We start from the raw sequence: 18,129 nt of genomic DNA on the forward strand, positions 1-18,129 counted from the left end.
GGTCTCCCTCACGTGTCGGTCGCGGCGTCGGCGACGCCTCCATCCGGCGCGGCGGCAGGAGGAGGAGCCGCGGGCTGAGCCGCGGCGGCAGCCGCGTTGAGCTCCCCTTCCTTCAGCTTGGCGCGGTTCAGGAGCTCCTCCGAGTCGTCGCGCTGGCCCTTGTTGCGCAGCTCCTGGAACCTCGTCAGCGATTTGATCGCCTCCGCCACCTGCTGCTTCGGCGTCATGCCAGGGACGGCCGGGGCGAACAGGTAGAGCAGGCCGAGGTCGTAGTGGACCTGAGCCAGGTTCGGGTCGCGGCCGAGCACCCAGTCGAACTCGCGCTTCGCGTCGGCGTAGCGCTCGAGCAGGCGGTACGCGTCCCCGAGGTTGAGGTGCGCGGCGACGTGCTCGGAATCGAAGCGGACGGCGCCCTCGAGGAGCGGCAGCGCCTCCTGCGCGTTGCCCGCCTCGAGCAGGTAGGTCGCGAGCTGCACCCGCGCCTCGACGAGATCGGGGCGGCGCGTCACCGCCTTGCGGAACTCCTCCAGCGCCGCGGCGCGCTGCCCCTGCTCCCGGTAAATCAGGCCGCGGAGCAGCAGCGCCTCGGCGTTGTCCCTGTCGCGCGGCGGGTTCTCGCTGACCGGCTCGAACCCGTCCAGGATCGCCTGGAGCGCGTACAGCGCGAGATCGAGGCGCCGGTTCCTGTAGTGATCGCGGGCGATGATCACCATCGCCGGCCGGTAGTCGGGGTTGATCTTCAGCGCCTCCTGCGCGATCCGCTGGGCAGCGCCGGTATCCCGCTGGAGCGACTTGACCTCCGCGAGCGTCGCCGCGACGGCCGCCGACTTCGGCATCTGGCCGCGCTTCTCGCTCAGGAGCCGCTCGGCCTCGCCGAGCTGGTTCTTCCTGGCGAGGAGCATCGCGTACGCGATGATGGCGGGCTCGTAGTCCGGCACGAGCGTGAAGGCCTGGCGGTAGCTCGCGCCGGCGCCCGCGTCGCGGAGCCGCTCCTGCACCACGCCGAGCGAATAGAAGGCCTGGTGCGCGCGCGGATCGGCCTGCGTCGCCTGCCCGAACTGGGCCCTCGCGTTGACGAGATCGCCGGTCGCGAACGCCTGCAGGCCGCTCTGGTAGAACGCCGCCGCCCGGGCGTTCATGGCCGGCGCAGCCGTCTGGGCGGGCAGATCGTAAGGGCCCGCCGAGCTCGGCATGTCGTTCATGCCGTACGGCGCCTGGACGGGCGCGGTCGCCGCGGGCCCCGCCGGAACCGTGGGCACCTTGGGCGGCGGCGTCGCCTCCTCGCCGCAGGACGCGAGGGCGAACGGCGACATGACCGCGAGCAGGCTGGCGAAGAGGGTGACAGGGAGGCGGCGCATCATGGGACGACCGGCAGGGGCAGGGGGAGGCCGTCGGGCGCGAGCGGCGGGGTCATGCCGGGCCGCGTCCGGAGGAAGAGGCCATCCTTGTACTCGAACGGGCGCTTCGTCTCGGGATCGATGACCCCCTGGCTCCACTCGCGGAGCTTGGCGTCGCCGAGGATGTCCGTGAAGAACGCGAGCCGCTGGATCGCGAGGTCGACCGCTGGATTCCGGACCTTCCACGCCTTCGCCCAGACGACGGACTCGACGTAGAACTTGACCATCGCCTTGTCGGCATCGTTGAGGAGCCGCTCGCGCGCCGCGCGCCACTGCTCGCGCCGGTTCTGCCGGAGCGCGTCGGCCGTCTCCTGGAGATCCTCGCGATCGCTCGTCTCGGCGAGCTTGAGCAGCTTCTCTTCCTTGTCCGTGTACAGCCTCAGCCCCGGCGGGCGGGCGTTGTAGAGGCCGGTGCGGCAGGAATCGTAGAGCGAGCCCTGACGCGCGCGCGCGGCCACCGACCACGGGCGCGACTCGTAGGCGGTGATGACCTCCTGGAGCTCCTTCCAGTACCTGTCATTGGCCTTGGTGATATCCGCCTCGAAGGCCCGCTTCACCTGATCGATGACCCCCTCGTAGCGGTGATGGCCGGTGTCGTAATCGAACTCGGCCTTGATGCGATCGTCGATGGCCTTGTAGGCGCACTCCGCCGCCATGTCGGCCTGCACCGAGCCGAGGGCCTTCACCTTGTCGCCGGTCGCCGAGCTCCGGAAGGACGTGAACGCCGTCATGGTGTTCTTGCACCAGTCCCGCGCCTTCGGATCGCCGCCGGCGGAGCGCATCTTGGATGCATGGTACGCCGCCTGGACGACATACCCGCTCGCGGCCGGGTTGTTCTTGTTGGCCGCGTAATAGGCCTCCATCGACTGCGTGGCCTTGGTCCGGGCGGCGCGGTTCGGGCCCTCGTCGGCCCCGCGCTCGTCCCAGGCCTTCAGGTCCGCCGAGGCGACGAGGAAATCGATGTCGGCCTTCTGCTCGGGCGGCGGGTTCAGGCTCATGAAGGTGGCGCGCGAGGCGGTCATCTTGTCGCGCTCCCCGATGTTCGCGTAGAGCAACACCGAGTTCCTGGCGGCGTCCCGGCGCGCCGCCTGCTCGAACCGGACGTTGCGAGCGATGGTGTCGTAGGTCTCGGCCGCGCTGCGGTAGTTGAAGAAGAGGACGTACGCGGCGGAGAGCGCGTCGTAGGCCTGCTTCAGGTACTTCACCCGCTCGGCGTAGCGCTTCGGATCGGGGTTCTTCGGGGGGCTCGCGCCCGGATCGCCCTTCTCGAGCTTCGACAGGTTCTCCTCGCTGCCGTACTCCTTGATGAACAGGGAGTACATCGCGATGGCCTGGTCGTAGTCGCCCACCTGCTTGTAGCAGTAAGCGCCGTTCATGGCGGCCTCCGGCGCCTCGTCGCGGGCCGGCGCCTTCTCGAGCGCGACCTTGTAGAGCGCCGCGGCCTCGCGCCAGGCGGCGACGCGCGCGGGGCCGTCCGGCATCTTCTCGGCCTTCTCGAAGGCGCGGGCGGCGTCGATGTAATAGCCGCGAGAGATCGTCGGGCGGGCGATGTCGCCCTCCTTCAGCTTCTGCTCCTCGCTGACGGCGCAGCTCCGCGTGAGCGCCGCCTCGGCGAGCTTGCGGCTCTGCTCGACGTTGTTCTCGAGGTTCGACATCGTCGTGAGCCGCTCCCACGCCTTGTAGCCGAACTCCGTCTTGCCGCACTGCGCTTCGTAGATGGGCTCCATCCGCTTGCGCGCCTCGGCGAACTGGCCGTAGAGGAAGTAGTAGTCGGCCGCCTGGAACGCGTAGAGGTCGATGTTCTTCGGGGCGTCGAGCGCGGGAGGGACCCGCTGGATGTACTCGTCCCGCGCGGTGACGGCCGCCTGGACCTGGGGGGGCAGCGGCTCGGCGACGACGCGCTGCTGGTCGCCCTCGCCGACGATCTTGACCTTCTCGCGCGGCTCGATGCCCTCGGCGCCGCTCGTTCGCTGGAAGAGCTTGTTTCGATCCAGGAGCGCCTGGTGCGCGGTGTCGACGACCATGTACGCCGCGGGCTGCAGGTACTTGTCGTCCTCATTGGAGTCCCGCACGCCGACCGCCGAGCTCCTCGCCTGCTCGATCTCGTGCGTCGCGGGCGAGCGATCCATCGCCACCGTGATGACCACGACCATGTGGTTCGCGTCGGCGAGCCAGTACCGGCTCTCGTACGCGTCCGGGGCGTTCTCGTCCTGGGCCAGGTAGCCGGCCCAGCCCTGCGCGGCGAGGCGGTACTCGCCGAGCGCCCGCTCGAAGATCGGGTCGCGCGTCTCCTTGTCGTCGACGGTCAGCGCCTGCTGCACGAGCGCGCTTCCGGCGTTGGTGTGATCGGCGGCAGCACGGCGCAGCCCGCCGCGCACGAGCCGCTCGGCGGTCTGGATGGCCTCGGGATCGTCCTTGTTCGCCTCGACCCACGGGGTCGTCCCGACGTACTGGGCGAGCTTCGTGCGCGCCTCGAGCGCCTTCGCCGAGTTCATCGCCCGCTCGGCCGTCCCCTCGCGCGACTGCGAGGTGAGCGTGTCGTAAATGTCCGCGATCTGGTTCTGGACGACGGGCGCGTCGCGGTGCATCGGCCACTTCTTGAGGAGGATCTCGCTCACCTCGATCGTGTTCCGATACTGATTGAGCTCCTTGAACTCCAGCGCGAGCGCCTTGTAGATCTCGACCGTCCACTTCTGATCCTGCGGGATCAGCTTGGGATCCTGGACGCGCTCGATGGCGATCCGCATCTTCTGCTCGGCCATGCGCGGGTCGGTCTCGACGTCGAGGACGTCGTTCCGCGGGACGTAGGGCTCGTCCGGTCCGGGGCCGACGAAGTCGAGGTACGTGAGCGAGCCGGCGATGTAGGTGTACGCCTCCGCGCGAAAATCCGCGCCAGGATCGCCCGTCAGCTTCTCCTGTTCGTCGGTGTAGCGGAGCAGCTCGATGAACTGGCGTACCGAGGTCTCGTAACGCTGCTGCTTGAAGTACGTCCAGGCGAGCTTGTACATCGCGACGCCGTGGACAGGGGGCTTCTTGTACTTGATGGACTGCCGGTACGCCGACTCCGCCCTGTTGTAGTTGAACGGGCCGCCGGCGCGGTCGATCTCGTTGAAATGGTAGTCGCCGATCTGCCACCAGACCTCGGCGATGTAACGGGGCTCCGCGCCGAGCGCGGTCTTCTGCGGGATCGGCTGGCAATCGTCCGGATACGGATCGACGTACGCCGTCTCGTCCTCGGTGACGGGCGCGCGCCCCCGCGCGCCCTTCCGCGTGGCCTGGAGCGCCCGGCCGCCCGGCGTGGACCCGATGGGCGTCGGGTGACGCGCCTCCCAGCCGGTCCAGTAATCGTTGTCGTGGTCCTGCGGGAGCTTGCCGACGGTGTCGCGCGTCGGATCCTTCGGGTCGACTTCAACCGGGTAGGGATACTTGGTGTGGCACACGAGCGAGCGCCACACCTGCTGCGCCTCGGGGAACCGGACCGAATCGTTCAGCGCATGGCCGAGGTAGTAATAGATCCCGGCGAGCTCGCGGTACTGGGGAAACTCGCGGATGACGCGCTTGTAGAGCGCGATGGCCGGGAGCAGCGCGACGCTGAGATCCTCGCTCGCGTCCGTGTCGGTGCGCGCGCGCTCCTCGTAGAGCGCGGCCAGGCGGAACATCGCGTCGGGCGTGTTCTCGGGGTGGGCGTTGGGGCCGCTGTAGCGCTCGACGAACACCTCGAGCCTGCGGATCGCCTCTTCCCGGGCGTCGCGGAGCCCCTTCCTCTCGATCTCGATCTCGCGGTCGAGCGACGAGAGGATGCGGCGGCGCCGGTCCTCGTAGTGGTGCTGCACGATGCGGGTGATGGCGCTCCGGTAGTCGCGCGCCGCCTTCTCGTAGGCGGCCGCCTCCTTCTCGAGCGCGGCGAGCGCCGCCAGCTGGGCCGGCGTCGGAGGAGGAGGAGGCGGCGCCTGCTTGCGCCCGACCGACATCGGCGGCGCGAAGGGTTGCACCGCTGGCACAGCCGGCGCCGTGGCGCCAGGCGCAGGCGTGGTCGGCGCAGCCGTGGCGCCAGGCGCAGCCGTGGTCGGTGCAGCCGTGGTCGGCGCAGCCGCGGGGACGGCAGACGCCGCCGGCGCTGGCTGGCCACCCGGCTGGGAGAGCGCGAGCGGCGCGACCGCCAGCACCAGGGCAAGGCTGGCAAACCCGAGCGCGCCGCGCGGGCGACGGCGTCCCGTTCGCACAGCGCCGAGCGGCGCGCGCGCGACCGACGGTCCGAGGATCTGCGCCCCTGCCCCTGTTCGCGGCGCGCCAGAGATCTGCGGCGCGCTCGCGCCACCACGCTCCTTGCTCACTTCTCGTCCTCCGGATCGCCGCTGTCGTCGAGGACCTCGTTGAGCTCCTCCTTGAGGACCCGATCCTCACGGGCGCGTTCGACCTGCAGGCTGCGAACGCGCGTCATCTGCTCCTCGCGGACCTCCCACGCCTCCTCGGTGATGCCGACGTCGGCGCGCAGGATGATGTTCTTCAGCCGGTCGCGGACGAGGCCGAAGTTTCGCATCGCGACCTCGCCGACGACGAGGCGCGCCTCCCTGTCGAGCCCATCGAGCTGCACCGAGTAGTGAACGACGTTCGCCGTCTCACGACCGACGATCTGCCGGAGCCCCGAGGACTTCTGGGCGACCTCCCCCTCGATGTCGCGGAGCGCCGCCTCGACCCTCGCGTCCGCCGCGTCGCCGGCCCGGAGCACCGGCGTGATGCGCTGCGCGTACGCCGCGAGCTCCGCACCGCCGGCGCCCGCCGCGGCCAGCTCCACCTCGCGCGTCAACGCGTCGCGGTGGGCCTTGCGCACCTGCGCGTCCTCGATGAAGCGCTGATCGCCGAAGCCGACCTGGACCCGGCCCGCGCTGACCTGCTTGCGGAGCACGTCGGCCTGCTGGCGGTAGAGCGCGAGGTCGCGCTCGTTCTGGGCGAGCTCGATCTCGAACCGGGCGATGCTCGCGGGATCCCGGACGACCCCGGCGTGCGGGCCATCGCGGAGGAGCCGCCGGAGGCCGTTGACCGTCGCCTGCAGCGAGTCCATCTGCAGCGTGAGCTGCTGCAGGCGCTGCGACTGGGTGTTCCACTGCTTGAGCGCCTGCGCCTCGCGATCCTGGAAGTCGGCGTCCGTGACGGGCACCCGCGCGAGGCGCTTCTCCAGCGCCCTGCGCCTCGCGCGCGCGCCGCCGATCTCGCCCGAGAGCGAGTCGTCCTCCACGTCATCCATGCCCTGGCCGAGCGCGAGGCGCGCCAGCGCGACCCGGTTGAGCAGCGAGAGCGCCTGCTCCTCGCCGGCCTTGAGCTCCGGGAACGCGCGCACCCGGTTGGGCGAGCTGAGAACGGCGTTCAGCTTCTCGATGAGCTCGTTCGACTGCTTGATCAGCTCGCGGCAGTGGTTGATGTCGTCGATCACCGCGAACGCGGCCGGGCCGTCCTCGGCCTCGCGCGCCCACTGCACCGCCAGCGGCGGGAGCGAGGTGGTCGTGTCGAGCGCCTCGAGCTGCTCCTGGCTCAGCTTGTCGTAGTAGACCGCGGGATCGCTCGTCGAGCCGAGGAAGGCGTCGACGCGCGCGCGCATCGGGTCGTAGGTGGCGCGGACCCCCTCGTACACCTTCAGCGCCTTCTCGAAGCGGCCGGCGCGCAGCATCAGATCGCCGCGGAGCAGCGAGCCGTCCGCGATGTTCTGGCTGTCCGGCTCGGCGATCGCGAGGATCTCGAGCGACCGCTGGGCGCGATCCACGTCGCCCAGGCGGACATACACCCACGCGAGCTCGTAGAGCATCGCCCCGAACTCGGGCGAGACGCGGTCGATGTGGCCGTAGGCCTGCACGGCCTGGGACCACTGATCGGCCTCGTAGAAGAGCCGCCCGATCGCGAGCCACGCGAGGTCGATGACGCGCCGGTGCTCCGGGGTGTCGGCCGGCAGCTGCGTCACCTTCTGGAACAGATCGATCGCTGCGACGTAGCGGGTCTTGGGCACCGCCGGCGGCGCCTCGCCCTCCTTGAGCGGCTCGGGCGGGGGCGTCGCCTCCTTCACCGCGATCAGGCCGAGCAGGTACCTCGCCTGGTGGAAGTACTCGCTCTGCGGGTCGACCGCGCCGAGCGAGGCCTTCGCGCCGCCGAAGTCCTTCTTCACGTAGAGGCCCTTGCCGCGCGCGTACGCGAGGGCGCTCCCCGCCGTGGAGGCCGGGACGCTGTTCATCGACGCGAAGACGGCGTCGAGCGCGTCGTAGTCCTTGATCCGGAGGCAGATGTCCACGAGCCGGCCGAGCGCCTTCGCCTGGTAGGCGGCGAAGCGCGGCTCGGCGCCGCTCGCGACGATCCGCAGGAAGACCCGGCGGGCCGAGAGGTACTGCTTCGAGCGGAAGTACGTCTCCCCGAGCAGCGTGAGCGCGTCCGGGAACGCCGTCGGATGGTCGGGGTACTTCTCGACCACCTGGTTCAGCACGTTCGCCGCCCGCTCGTAATCCCTGGAGCCCATCAGGAGCTGGGCATCTGCGATGCGCTGGGCCGGCGTGCGCTGCTCGCCGCGGGATTTGTGGATCGCCGCCTGGATGGCGCCCAGCCCGGAGGTGACGCTGCCGATCTGCTGAGAGGCGCTCGTGTAGGCGCGCTCAGCGTCCAGGGCCCACGCTTCGGCGGGGGCCGCGGTCGTCGCCGCGCCGAGCGCGAGCACGCCAAGCAAGGCAGGGAGTACCCGCGATCCGGTGTCCCAGGTCATGGTGGCTTGTCCTAACGAGCTCGAACCTACTTCCCACCCGCGGCGGCGGACGGCTGCCCGGGAGCATCCGAGAGGCCGCTCACGATCTTCTCGACGAAGCGGATGGCTGGCCGCTCTTCGAGCGGGGTCGTGACGCCGCCCTTCTCGAACGCGACCGCCTGAAGGTTGATGGTCTTGCCCTCGACCGCCGTGAAGGAATGGCTGGAGCGCACCTCGAAGCGGTAGCCCCTGAGGTAGGAGAACACCCCGTAGCCGTTGCCCTGCAGGTTCACGAGCACCTGGAGCGTGTGATCCCCCGGCGGAACGGAGCCGTTGAAGATCGGGATCTCGCTCTGCTCGGCAAGGGCGCCCGACTGATCGGTCTTGTTGTACTGGACGGCGCCATCCAGGACGATCAGCACGCGCGTGACGCGGAACGCGGACGACAGCTCGTTGTTGAACCGGATCGCGGCGCGCGAGCCGGCGCCGCCGCCGGAGAGGATCGTGTCGCTGAGGAGCGAGAGCCGCGTGTGGCTGCGGCGGATCTGCTCCTTGAGCTCGTCGATGCGTTGCTCCAGATCGCGCAGCCGCACCGCATAGGTCGGACCATCCATCGCCGGAGCGGCGGCCGCGCCGGCAGCCGGCGCGCTCGTCGGGGCAGGAGGCGCCGCCGGGGCGGCCGCCGCGCCGGCAGCGGGGGCGACCGTCGCGGCAGGCGCCGCCGCCCCCGCAGCCGGTGCGACCGTCGCGGAAGCAGGCGCAGGAGCCGCTTTCGCTCCGTTGACAGGCGCAGGCGCTGCGGGGACAGCGGGTGCTGTGGAGGCCGCCGGCGCCACAGAGGCGGCGGGAGCAGCGGCCTTGCCGGTCGCGCCGCCCGGGGCTTGCGCGAAGGCGGGCATCGACATCAAGAACGAGGCTCCCACCCCCACTGCCAGCATCCTGATAAGTCGCATCGAAAGGTAACCTCGTGGTTGAACCCTCGTCAGCAGAGGGGGGCGACCTCACGCCCGGTGCCGGGGAGTCTAGTGGCGGCGGGCTTCCGAGCGCAACGACCTGGACACCTGCCTCCTCCTCCGGCGCAGGCTCCCGTCGCTCACCGCGCGAGGACAGCACGGCGCAGCCGAAATCGTGTGAGGGCCCCCCCGCGGCGGGCGCGGACCGCGTCCTCGGCCGTTCCGCAGGGCGCTGCCCCGGGAACGTCACGCGAGCGCGACCGGCTCTCCCCACCGGCGGCGTGCGGCGTGCGTAAAGGTCCGCGCACGCCCGTCCCCCTGCCCTTCCCCGGCCGCGGGCGCTGCGGGCGAAGGGGGCTCGCTCGCTCGGGGGCGGATCCGCTAAGGTGCGCTTGTGTCAGGGGAAGGAGTGCTCCTCAGATCTTCGAGCCGCGCCGCGCGTCCGATCCGACGCCGCGGCCGCCGCCGCGAACACCCCGCTGTCCGGGCCGCCGAAGGAGCGCCGCAGAGGCTCGGCCGCTCCGGGAGCTAGGATGGTCCCGATTTCTCGAGAGGAGGTCACGGACGAAGCCCTGATGATGCGCTTCCAGGGCGGCGACCGCGCGGCGTTCGCCGGGCTCGTCCGGCGGCACAAAACGTCCATCTACAACTTCATCCTGCGACAGGTCCGCGGGCCTGCGATCGCCGAGGATCTGGTGCAGGATGTGTTCGTGAAGATCGTGCAGAGCGCCTCCGACTTCAAGCACGAGGCCAGGTTCACCACCTGGGCGTTCGCCATCGCGCGCAACGTCTGCATCGATCACCTGCGCAAGATGTCGCTCCGGCGCCACCCGTCGCTCGACCAGGGCTCCGGGGAGGGCGGCGACGGCCCGACGCTCGGCGAACGGACCGCGGACCCGGCGCCCCAGGCCGCGGTGGACCGGGTCGCGATCGGGACCGAGATGGGGCAGCGCATCGTCCGCGCCGTCGAGGGTCTCCCGCACGAGCAGCGGGAGGTCTTCCTGCTCCGGGAGATCGGGCACGTGCCCTTCAAGGACATCGCCCACATCGTGGGCGTGCCCGAGAACACGGTGAAGAGCCGGATGCGCTACGCCCTGGAGCGGCTCCAGGAGGCCCTCTCGGAGTACGAGGATTACGCGAGGGCGCTGCGCTAGCGCTCCGGAAGAGCTGTCTATGGACTGCGAGAAGTTCGACCAGCACGTGATGGACGCGCTCTACGACGAGCTCGACGAGCTGACGTATGCGGCCATGAAGCGGCACATGGACGGCTGCGCCCGGTGCGCGTCGGCCTTCGCGGGGCTGCGCGCGGCCCGCGACGTCGGCGCCTTGCCGTTCGAGGAGCCAAGCGAGGAGCTCGAGGCGCGGATCCTCGACGCCGTCGAGGTCGCGCAGAAGAAGACGCCGTTCCGGCGCAAGGCGCTCCGCGCGCTGGCCTGGGCCGGCAGCCACGCGATGCGGCCGCAGCTGGCGATGGCGGCGCTGTTCGTGCTCGTCATCGGATCGAGCCTGCTGCTGCTGCGGCCGAAGACGGGCGTGGCGCCGGTGCGGGTCACCGAGTGGGGCCAGCCCGCGTCGTCGGATCAACACGAGGCGCCCCGCAGCGTCGCGCCTACCCCCACGGCCGTCGCGATGGAGGAAGGCGACGGCCGGCGCTCGGCCGAGGCCAAGGCGAACGAGGCGCCCAGGGCGGAGGCGGCGAAGGAGAAGAGCGCGCGTGCGTCCGCGTCCCCGGACGACGGCGCGAGCGCCGCGCTCCACGAGGCGCAAGCGCTGCAACGTAAGTCGGGCTGCGCGGCCGCCGTCGGCAAGCTCGACGAGGTCGGCGCGCAGTACCCGGGCACGCCGTCCGCGCACGCCGCGATGTGGGAGGCGGCCCGGTGCTACCAGGCCTCCGGCGACACAGCGAAGGCGCGCGAGCTGCTGCTCGCGCTGCGCTCCGCGAAGGGCTACGGCGACCGCGCCGAGCAGCAGCTCGCGGGCCTCGAGGCGAGCGCCGCCGGCGCGCAGGCGCAGAACTCGGCGCCGGCGGCCGCCGCCCCCGCCGCTGCGGCGCGGCGCGCTGCGGCCAAGGCGGCGATGCCGGCGGCGCCGCCGCGCAACGCCGAGGAGCAAGGTGCCGCGAGCCCCTCACAGGCGGCGCCCGCCGACACCGCGATGTCCCGCTGACAGATTCCGGGCGTCGGCGCGGCCCGCGCCTCCGCCGTCCCCGGCGCCGCGCCTCGACCTCACCGCGCGCGCCGCGGTGGCGCCAGCGTCAATTCGGCCTCACCGGCGCGTCGCGGATGTAGGCGATCGTCCTGATCGTGCCGACGATGCGCTCGCGCTCGTCCGGCGTGAGATCGACGAAGCGGATCCCCATGCCCGGGTTCGGGTTGTCGTGGAGGGGGCGCACCTCGTTGATCCACTGCACCGTCCCCTCGAGCACGTACGAGCCGTCGGTCCCCGGCGGCGAGAAGCGGAGCGTGAGCCGCGTGCCGATCGAGAGAGGCTGCGTCGTGCGGACGAAGATGCCCATCTCCGAGATGTTGGTGATGGACGCGTAGAGGAACGTGTCATCGGTCTCGCAGTCCACGAGCCAGGTGACGTCGAGGCGCTCGGACGAGCGCCGGTCGAGCGAATCCGGGGCGGGGATCTCGTGCTCGGCGTCCTCGCCGGGGCGATGCGCGTCGCCGTAGGCGCCGGCTTGCGCGCAGGACGGCGACGTACCGCCAGGCGCGTCGGGCGGATGGTTCGAGTCCCCGCGGCCCCCGGTCATGAGTCTGCGACTAGCCGCTTTCCGCACGCGCGTCGAGGGCGCTCGACGACGAGAAGCACGCGTGCGTCGCCGGGCCGCGCAAGACGAGCCGCGCAGCGCGGCATGCGTCGGGAAGCCCACGAGGGCAGCTCACCGCACGCGGATGACGCCGCCGCGGATGCGGTCCTCGTGCTCCGGCCCGCGCGTCACCTGAAAGCGCGTCTCACCGGCGAAGAGGCCGAAGTAGAGCGTGTAGTCGCCCGGGGTGAAGTTGGGCTCGAGCTGGAGCTCGTGGTCGTCCACGACGACGTCGCCCGGCTGCCACAGGCTCAGCGGGTAGCGCCCCTCGAGCACGGGATGGTCGCCGTTGTATCGACGCTGGAACCCGTCGATGTGAACGAACATCTTCCAGTTGCCGGTGATCGGCCGGTGGACCCGGAAGTACGTCCGCAGATGGTAGCTCTTCTGAGGGACGACGCTCGAGACCTTCTGGCCGTCGTCGTCGGTGAGCTCCCAGCCGAGCACCTCCAGCTGATCCTCGAGCATCGCGTCGAGCGGGTTCTCGGGAGCGGCGGGCTCGTCGAGGACGATACGGCCGAGCCAGCTCTCGTTCGGCCTGCCCCCGAGCTCGTTCGACGCAAGGAGGATCTGGCTGGAGCGGCCGTCGAGGACGGGCAGGTTGCGCCGGTAGCGCTTGCGAAAGAGGCTGTTCAACCGGGGCAGATCGTCGGACTTCACGACGAGCCAGCGGCGAGCGGCGGGGACGATCGGAGCGGCGACGCCGTCCACCGAGCTCCCCGCGGTGAGCCAGTCGAACGCCTGCGGGACATCGGTGAACGAGGTGACCTCGCCGCCCTGGTAGTAGGCCGCCGTGCGGCTCCGGACGCCGAGCGTCGCGAGCGGCTCGCCGGGCTTGCGAAGGGACTCGTAGGACGCGAAGACCTCCTTCGGCGAGAGCTGGGCCGCGAGCGCCGGATAGTACCAGAAGCTCAGCGCGAAGCCGGCGACGAGGCCGGCGAGCGGCGTGCCGACGGCGCGCGGGATGGAGGCGCGCGCGACGGCGTGGCGGAACGCGTCGCGCGCCACGAGGAGCAGCACGGGGCTCGCCGCCATCACCATGGGCAGCGCCCACCAGGCGTTCATCCCGTACGCGGCGAGGTGGTTCGGCATCGTCGCCACGGTGCCCCACCCGATGCGCTTGCCGACGAAGAGCATCGCGCCGACGCCGACGAGCGCCGCCTCGATGACGATCAGCAGGAAGAGCAGGTTGCCGTTCCAGATGCGAGCGAGCTCCGCGGCGCCGGCGTGCACCTCGTCGAGGACGCGCCGCGCCCAAGCGCTGAAGCTGCGATCGAGCTCGCGGGGCTGCTCTTCGAACCAGGTGAGCGCGACGAGGCCGGCGAACGCGAGCAGGACGAAGCGCATCGCCGAGGCCGCTTCGACCTCGAAGCTCTTCGGGAAGACGGGCTTGTCGACCGAGAAGACGCTGAGCGCCCTGTCCGGTGAGGTGACGAGATCGCGGTAGAGGACGAAGGCGAGCACGGCGCAGCCGACGGCGAGCGCTCGCGAGGAGGGGGCGCCGCGCTCGAGATCGCGGATGGCGAGCGCGGCGATGGCGGCGAGGAGCGCGGGGCCGCTGAACGGGAGCGCCCCGGCGTGCGGCGCGAGGACCGCGAAGGCGCCGTAGGCGAGCGCAGACGTGACGATCAAGGCGATCCGGACGCCGGCCTCGCGATCGAGGAGAGGGGCGACGACCTCGCCCGCTCGGTCCGCGGCGGGGGCCCGGAAGAGCCGGCCGACGGCGAACGGCAGGAAGGCGCTCCACGGAAAGAGGGCGTGGCCGAACTGGCGCAGCGTGAGATCGAACGTGGACTCGACAGGCGGCTTCTTGAGGAGCACCACGCCGAGGGCGCGGGGGAGCGGCTCGCCGGCGCTGGAGCTCGCGAGCACGAGGGCGCCCTGCGCCGCCGCCGCGACGCCGAGCACCAGCGCGGCGGCGCCCACGAGGTCGCCCAGCGTGGGCCCCCGGCCTTCCGGCTCGGGCCAGGCGCCGGACGTCCGGAGCAGGAGCCAGGTCAGGCCGGCGCCGAGCGCGGGGACGGCGACCCCGATCAGCAGGCCGCGGCTGAGGTATCCGGCCACGACGCCGAGGAGCCCCACGGCGAGCCACGCGGCCGACGCGGGCAGGGCGCCGCGCTGCGCCCCTCGCCCGCCCTCGAGCAGCGCGCCGGTCAGCCCGCAGAACGCCATCGTGAGCGCGGCCATCGTGACGATGTCGCCGAGCAGGGTGCGCGCCTGCATCACGTAGAGCGGCATCGTCACGAGCACCGCGACGCCGTACAGGCCGGCCCTTCGATCGACGAGGCGGGCGAGGAACTCGTAGAGCACGAGCGCGCCGGCGAGACCCCACAGCGCGAGCGGGAGGCGCCCGGCCCAGTCGTGCAGACCGAACACGCGGAAGCCGAGCGCCATCGAGGTGAACCCGAGCTCGCCCATGCCGAGGTCGGTCAGGGTCGGCAGCTGCCCCGGAGCATCCGGGAGATCCACGCCGCGCGCGCCGAAGACGTGGATGGCGATGCGGCGGGCCAGATCGGCACGGTCGAGCTCGTAGGGGTCCCAGATGCCGCTCTTGCCGATGAGCGGCAGCAGCGTGAGGGCCGCGAGCGCGAGGGCCGCGAGCCTCGCGAGGCCGGCGCGCCCGCTCCCGGCGGCCACGAGGCCGCGGTCCAGGGCCGGCGCGTCACCGATCTCAGCCGAGCGCGCCTCGGGAGGGGGCACCTCGGCGCGGGGTGGGGCTCCGTTCGCGTGCGGGTCGGGGGCGGCGGGCGGGGCTCCGCCCTGTGGGTCCCCTCGGTGGACGCTCGACATGCAGGGCATCCCCTTACCGCCTTCGCGCGCGCGTGACCACGGATCGTGGGGAAGCGTTTGTAGCCCCCCTGGGCGTCTGCTATCGCGCGCGGCGTGGTGAAAGCCCGTCCCCAGAGCGCGCCCCAGGGCGCGAAAGCGCGCCCGCAGGCGCCGAAGCCCGCCCCGGCTTCCCGCGGCCCCCGTCCTGCCAAGAAAGACAGCCGAGGCAGCCGCCGGGGAGCGCAATCCAGCGAAGCCCCCCGGGCGAGCGACGCGGCGATCCCGCGAGGTCGCCCTCCCCGGCGCGAAAATGAGGCGCACGCCGACGATAGATCGCGACGCGCGAGCGAGCAGGGCGGCGCGACGCGCGCTGCCGAGCCGGGCAAGGAGAAGGAGCGGCGGGCCGGCGCGGCCCGCGCTACCGAGCCGGGCAAGGAGAAGGAGCGGCGAGCCGGCGCGGCCCGCGCTACCGAGCCGGGCGAGGGGGAGAAGACGGCCAAGCAGAGGGGCTCCGCGGCGCGCTCCTCCGGCGCGGCCCGCGGCCGGGCAGGGCGCGGGCCCCGCGCGGGAGGCGGCGAGGAGAAGCGACGGCTCCCGGACGGGAGGCCTGCCAGCCGAGGCGCCGCGCAGCAGCAGCGCAGGAAGGCGGCCGAGCCGAGGCGGACGGAGGAGACCGACGCATCGCTGCCGAAACGATCCGGGCGCGTGGCGCTGGTCGGGCGCCCCAACGTGGGCAAATCGACGCTGCTGAACGCGGCGCTCGGCCATCCGCTCGCGATCGTCTCGCCGACGCCTCAGACGACGCGCGACGCGATCCTCGGGGTCGTGCACCACGGCCCGGCGGAGATCGCGCTGCTCGACACGCCCGGCCTTCACCGGCCGCGCACGGAGCTCGGGCGCGTGATGAACCAGGCGGCGCGCGAGGCGGCGCGGGGCGCCGACGTGATCGTGTTCGTGACCGAAGCGCCGGATCCCGCGCGCCTGCCGCGGCGCGTGAAGGAGGATGAGGACGGCCCGCCGCTCGCGCCGCACCCGAGCGATCTGACGCTGCTCGCGGACCTGGGGAGCGAGGCGCCGGTGGTGTTCGTGCTCAACAAGGTCGACCGGATGCGGGACAAGGCGCTGCTCTTGCCGCTCCTCGACGCGTTCGCCAAGCTCCGGGAGTTCGCGGCGATCGTCCCCATCTCGGCGCTGCGCGAGGACGGCGTCCAGCGCGTGCTCGACGAGGTGGCGAAGCTCTGCCCCGAGGGGGACTGGGGCTTCGCGCCCGATGAGCTCACCGACAGGCCGACGCGCTTCTTCGCCGCCGAGTACGTGCGCGAGCAGATCCTGCGCGCGACGAAGGCGGAGGTGCCCCACGCGAGCGCCGTGCAGATCGAGCGCTACGTCGAGCCGACGGGCGAGGGCGCGCTGCACATCGACGCGACCATCCACGTGGAGCGGCCCGGGCAGAAGAAGATCCTGATCGGCGCCGGCGCGGAGCAGCTGAAGCGCATCGGCACGGAGGCTCGGCTCCGGATAGAGGAGCTCGTCGGCCGGCAGGTGAACCTCAAGCTCTGGGTCCGGGTGACGCCGGAGTGGCGTGAGTCGCGAGAGCGGCTGGACGAGCTCGGTTACAACAAGGGAGAAACCTCGTGAGCGCGGCAAAGCCAGCCCTTTCCAGATCGAACAAGCGCAGCCAGGGAGCCGCCGGAGGCGGGCGGACGGCGAAGAAGGGCGACGCCCCCGAGAAGAAGAGGGGCGGCGTCGCTCCCAGGAAGGGCGCTGCCGCCTCCGGCAAGGGCGCTGCCGCTCCCGGAAAGAGCGCAGCGGCCTCTGGAAACAGCGCCGCCGCTCCCGGAAAGAGCGCAGCGGCCTCCGGAAAGAGCGCTGCCGCTCGCGGAAAGAACGCGGTGGCGCCCGGCAAGAGCGCCGCCGGCTCGAAGAAGGGCGGCCGATCAGGCTCGAGCAAGGGCCGCGCGCTCGCCGGGCCGATCGGCCACGAGGCGGAGCAGGACAGGGAGGAGCTCGCGGCGGACCTGGCCGAGGAAGTCATCGCGGCCGCCGAGGACGCCGCGGCCGATGCGCCTGCGCCGCCCCCGTCGGCCGGGATCGTGGCGCTGGTCGGGCGGCCCAACACCGGCAAGAGCACGCTGTTCAACCGGCTGATCGGCAAGCGCGTCGCGATCGTGCACGACGAGCCCGGCGTGACCCGCGATCGCCACTACGGCGACGTCACCTCGCGGGGACGGCGCTTCACGCTCGTCGACACGGGCGGGTTCGACCCCGAGAGCGATGATCCCATGCGGCAGGGGATCAAGCGGCAGATCGACCTCGCCATCGCCGAGGCTGACGTCATCGTGTGCGTCCTCGACGCCGTGACGCCGGTCACGCCGTCCGAGCACGCCGAGCTCGGCTTGCTGCGCCGCGCGGGCAAGCCCGTGATCTACGTCGCCAACAAGGCGGACTCGCAGAAGGCCGAGGTGGAGGCGACGGAGCTGTACCGCCTCGGGATGGATCGGCTCATCCCGATCAGCGCCCTCCATGGCCGCGGCATCTCGGATCTGGAGATGGCCATCGAGGCGGCGCTCCCCAAGGAGCCCGCGGCGCCCGAGGAGTCGGCCGAGGGGGCGCTCCGCATCGCCATCATCGGGCGGCCCAACGCGGGGAAGTCGTCGCTCGTCAACCGCATCGCGGGCGAGGAGCGCATGCTGGTCGACGCGACGCCCGGCACGACGCGCGATCCGATCGACACGCTGGCCGAGCGCGACGGGAAGCGGTTCTTGCTGATCGACACGGCCGGCATCCGGCGCAAGGCGAAGGTGACGAAGGAGGACAGCGCCGTCGAGGCGGTCAGCGTGATCCACGCGATCCGCGCCATGGAGCGGGCGGAGGTCGTGCTCCTGCTCTGCGACGCGGCCGAGGGCGTGGCCGAGCAGGACGCGAAGATCCTCGGCCTCGCGGTCGATCGCGGGTGCGGCGTCGTGATCGGCCTCAACAAGATCGATCTCCTCGATCGCAAGGCGCTCGCCAAGGCGGAGCAGGACGCCCGCGACAAGCTCTCGTTCGTGCCGTGGGCGCCGATCGCGCACGTGAGCGCGCGCAGCGGGCGCGGCGTGGCGAAGCTCATCGAGACCGTCGCCGAGGTGGCCGACGCCTACCGCAAGCGCGTGCCCACCGGGGAGCTCAACCGCTTCTTCGAGCAGATCCTGCTCACGCACCCGCCGCCGACGCACGGCGGGCGCGCGCCCCGCCTGTTCTTCGTCACGCAAGCCGAGACGTCGCCGCCGCTGTTCGTCGTCGTCGCGAGCGATCCCGACAAGCTCCACTTCAGCTACCGGCGCTACGTGGCGAACCAGCTCCGGCAGGCGTTCGGGCTGGAGGGCGTGCCGGTCCGCGTGAAGTACAAGGAGCGCAGACGGCGGGGATAGCGGGGACAAGCCGGGGGCAGCCCAGCTGCCTCCTCACAGACCGTTCCGAGTTACCCCAGGGCAGCCAGAA

The 18,129-nt window shown here is 71.8% G+C and carries 10 protein-coding genes; 4 read left to right on the plus strand and 6 right to left on the minus strand.

Going from position 1 to position 18,129, the window contains the following annotated elements:
* Positions 1-8: 8 nt before the first annotated feature.
* The 4 genes from WMF45_RS33185 to WMF45_RS33200 are packed head-to-tail and all read right to left on the minus strand — an operon-like array spanning position 9 to position 8,729.
* On the minus strand, positions 9-1,361 hold the full coding sequence (locus tag WMF45_RS33185) for a tetratricopeptide repeat protein (RefSeq protein WP_437709136.1): 1,353 nt from the start codon (positions 1,359-1,361) through the stop codon (positions 9-11).
* Positions 1,358-5,731: a tetratricopeptide repeat protein gene (locus tag WMF45_RS33190; protein WP_437709138.1), complete on the minus strand. Its 4,374-nt coding sequence runs from the start codon at positions 5,729-5,731 to the stop codon at positions 1,358-1,360. The genes WMF45_RS33185 and WMF45_RS33190 overlap by 4 nt, the downstream gene beginning before the upstream one ends.
* Positions 5,728-8,136, minus strand: a complete 2,409-nt coding sequence (locus WMF45_RS33195; protein WP_437709140.1) for a tetratricopeptide repeat protein — start codon at positions 8,134-8,136, stop codon at positions 5,728-5,730. Before WMF45_RS33195 ends, WMF45_RS33190 begins: the two co-directional genes overlap by 4 nt.
* A 26-nt stretch (positions 8,137-8,162) precedes the next feature.
* On the minus strand, positions 8,163-8,729 hold the full coding sequence (locus WMF45_RS33200; RefSeq protein WP_437709141.1) for a hypothetical protein: 567 nt from the start codon (positions 8,727-8,729) through the stop codon (positions 8,163-8,165).
* An 872-nt stretch (positions 8,730-9,601) separates the two neighbouring features.
* On the opposite strand from WMF45_RS33200, the gene WMF45_RS33205 reads away from it, so the two are divergent.
* Together WMF45_RS33205 and WMF45_RS33210 are read left to right on the plus strand one after the other, a co-directional pair.
* Positions 9,602-10,222, plus strand: coding sequence for an RNA polymerase sigma factor (locus WMF45_RS33205; RefSeq protein WP_012238576.1), 621 nt, complete (start codon positions 9,602-9,604; stop codon positions 10,220-10,222).
* Between the two features lie 19 nt (positions 10,223-10,241).
* Positions 10,242-11,234, plus strand: coding sequence for a zf-HC2 domain-containing protein (locus tag WMF45_RS33210; protein WP_437709143.1), 993 nt, complete (start codon positions 10,242-10,244; stop codon positions 11,232-11,234).
* Between the two features lie 88 nt (positions 11,235-11,322).
* On the opposite strand, the gene WMF45_RS33215 is transcribed toward WMF45_RS33210, so the two are convergent.
* Together WMF45_RS33215 and WMF45_RS33220 are read right to left on the minus strand one after the other, a co-directional pair.
* Positions 11,323-11,823, minus strand: coding sequence for a TIGR02266 family protein (locus WMF45_RS33215; RefSeq protein ID WP_437709145.1), 501 nt, complete (start codon positions 11,821-11,823; stop codon positions 11,323-11,325).
* 129 nt (positions 11,824-11,952) lie between these two features.
* Entirely contained in the window at positions 11,953-14,670 is a 2,718-nt protein-coding gene (locus WMF45_RS33220; protein WP_437709147.1) for a glycosyltransferase family 39 protein, read from the minus strand.
* A gap of 684 nt (positions 14,671-15,354) precedes the next feature.
* Between WMF45_RS33220 and era the strand changes: the two genes are divergently transcribed.
* Positions 15,355-16,287, plus strand: a complete 933-nt coding sequence (gene era / locus WMF45_RS33225) for a GTPase Era (RefSeq protein WP_437709149.1) — start codon at positions 15,355-15,357, stop codon at positions 16,285-16,287.
* Positions 16,284-18,059, plus strand: a complete 1,776-nt coding sequence (gene der / locus WMF45_RS33230) for a ribosome biogenesis GTPase Der (RefSeq protein ID WP_437709151.1) — start codon at positions 16,284-16,286, stop codon at positions 18,057-18,059. Before era ends, der begins: the two co-directional genes overlap by 4 nt.
* Positions 18,060-18,129 lie beyond the last annotated feature (70 nt).

Source organism: Sorangium sp. So ce448 (genome assembly GCF_051520915.1).
Lineage (GTDB): Bacteria > Myxococcota_A > Polyangia > Polyangiales > Polyangiaceae > Sorangium > Sorangium cellulosum_B.

Bases quoted from the DNA above. Each gene is read 5' to 3' on its own strand.
- WMF45_RS33200 (WP_437709141.1), bottom strand. From the start codon at position 8,729: ATGGATGGTCCGACCTATGCGGTGCGGCTGCGCGATCTGGAGCAACGC.
- WMF45_RS33195 (WP_437709140.1), bottom strand. From the start codon at position 8,136: ATGACCTGGGACACCGGATCGCGGGTACTCCCTGCCTTGCTTGGCGTG.
- WMF45_RS33210 (WP_437709143.1), top strand. From the start codon at position 10,242: ATGGACTGCGAGAAGTTCGACCAGCACGTGATGGACGCGCTCTACGAC.
- WMF45_RS33205 (WP_012238576.1), top strand. From the start codon at position 9,602: ATGGTCCCGATTTCTCGAGAGGAGGTCACGGACGAAGCCCTGATGATG.
- WMF45_RS33220 (WP_437709147.1), bottom strand. From the start codon at position 14,670: ATGTCGAGCGTCCACCGAGGGGACCCACAGGGCGGAGCCCCGCCCGCC.
- WMF45_RS33215 (WP_437709145.1), bottom strand. From the start codon at position 11,823: ATGACCGGGGGCCGCGGGGACTCGAACCATCCGCCCGACGCGCCTGGC.
- WMF45_RS33185 (WP_437709136.1), bottom strand. From the start codon at position 1,361: ATGATGCGCCGCCTCCCTGTCACCCTCTTCGCCAGCCTGCTCGCGGTC.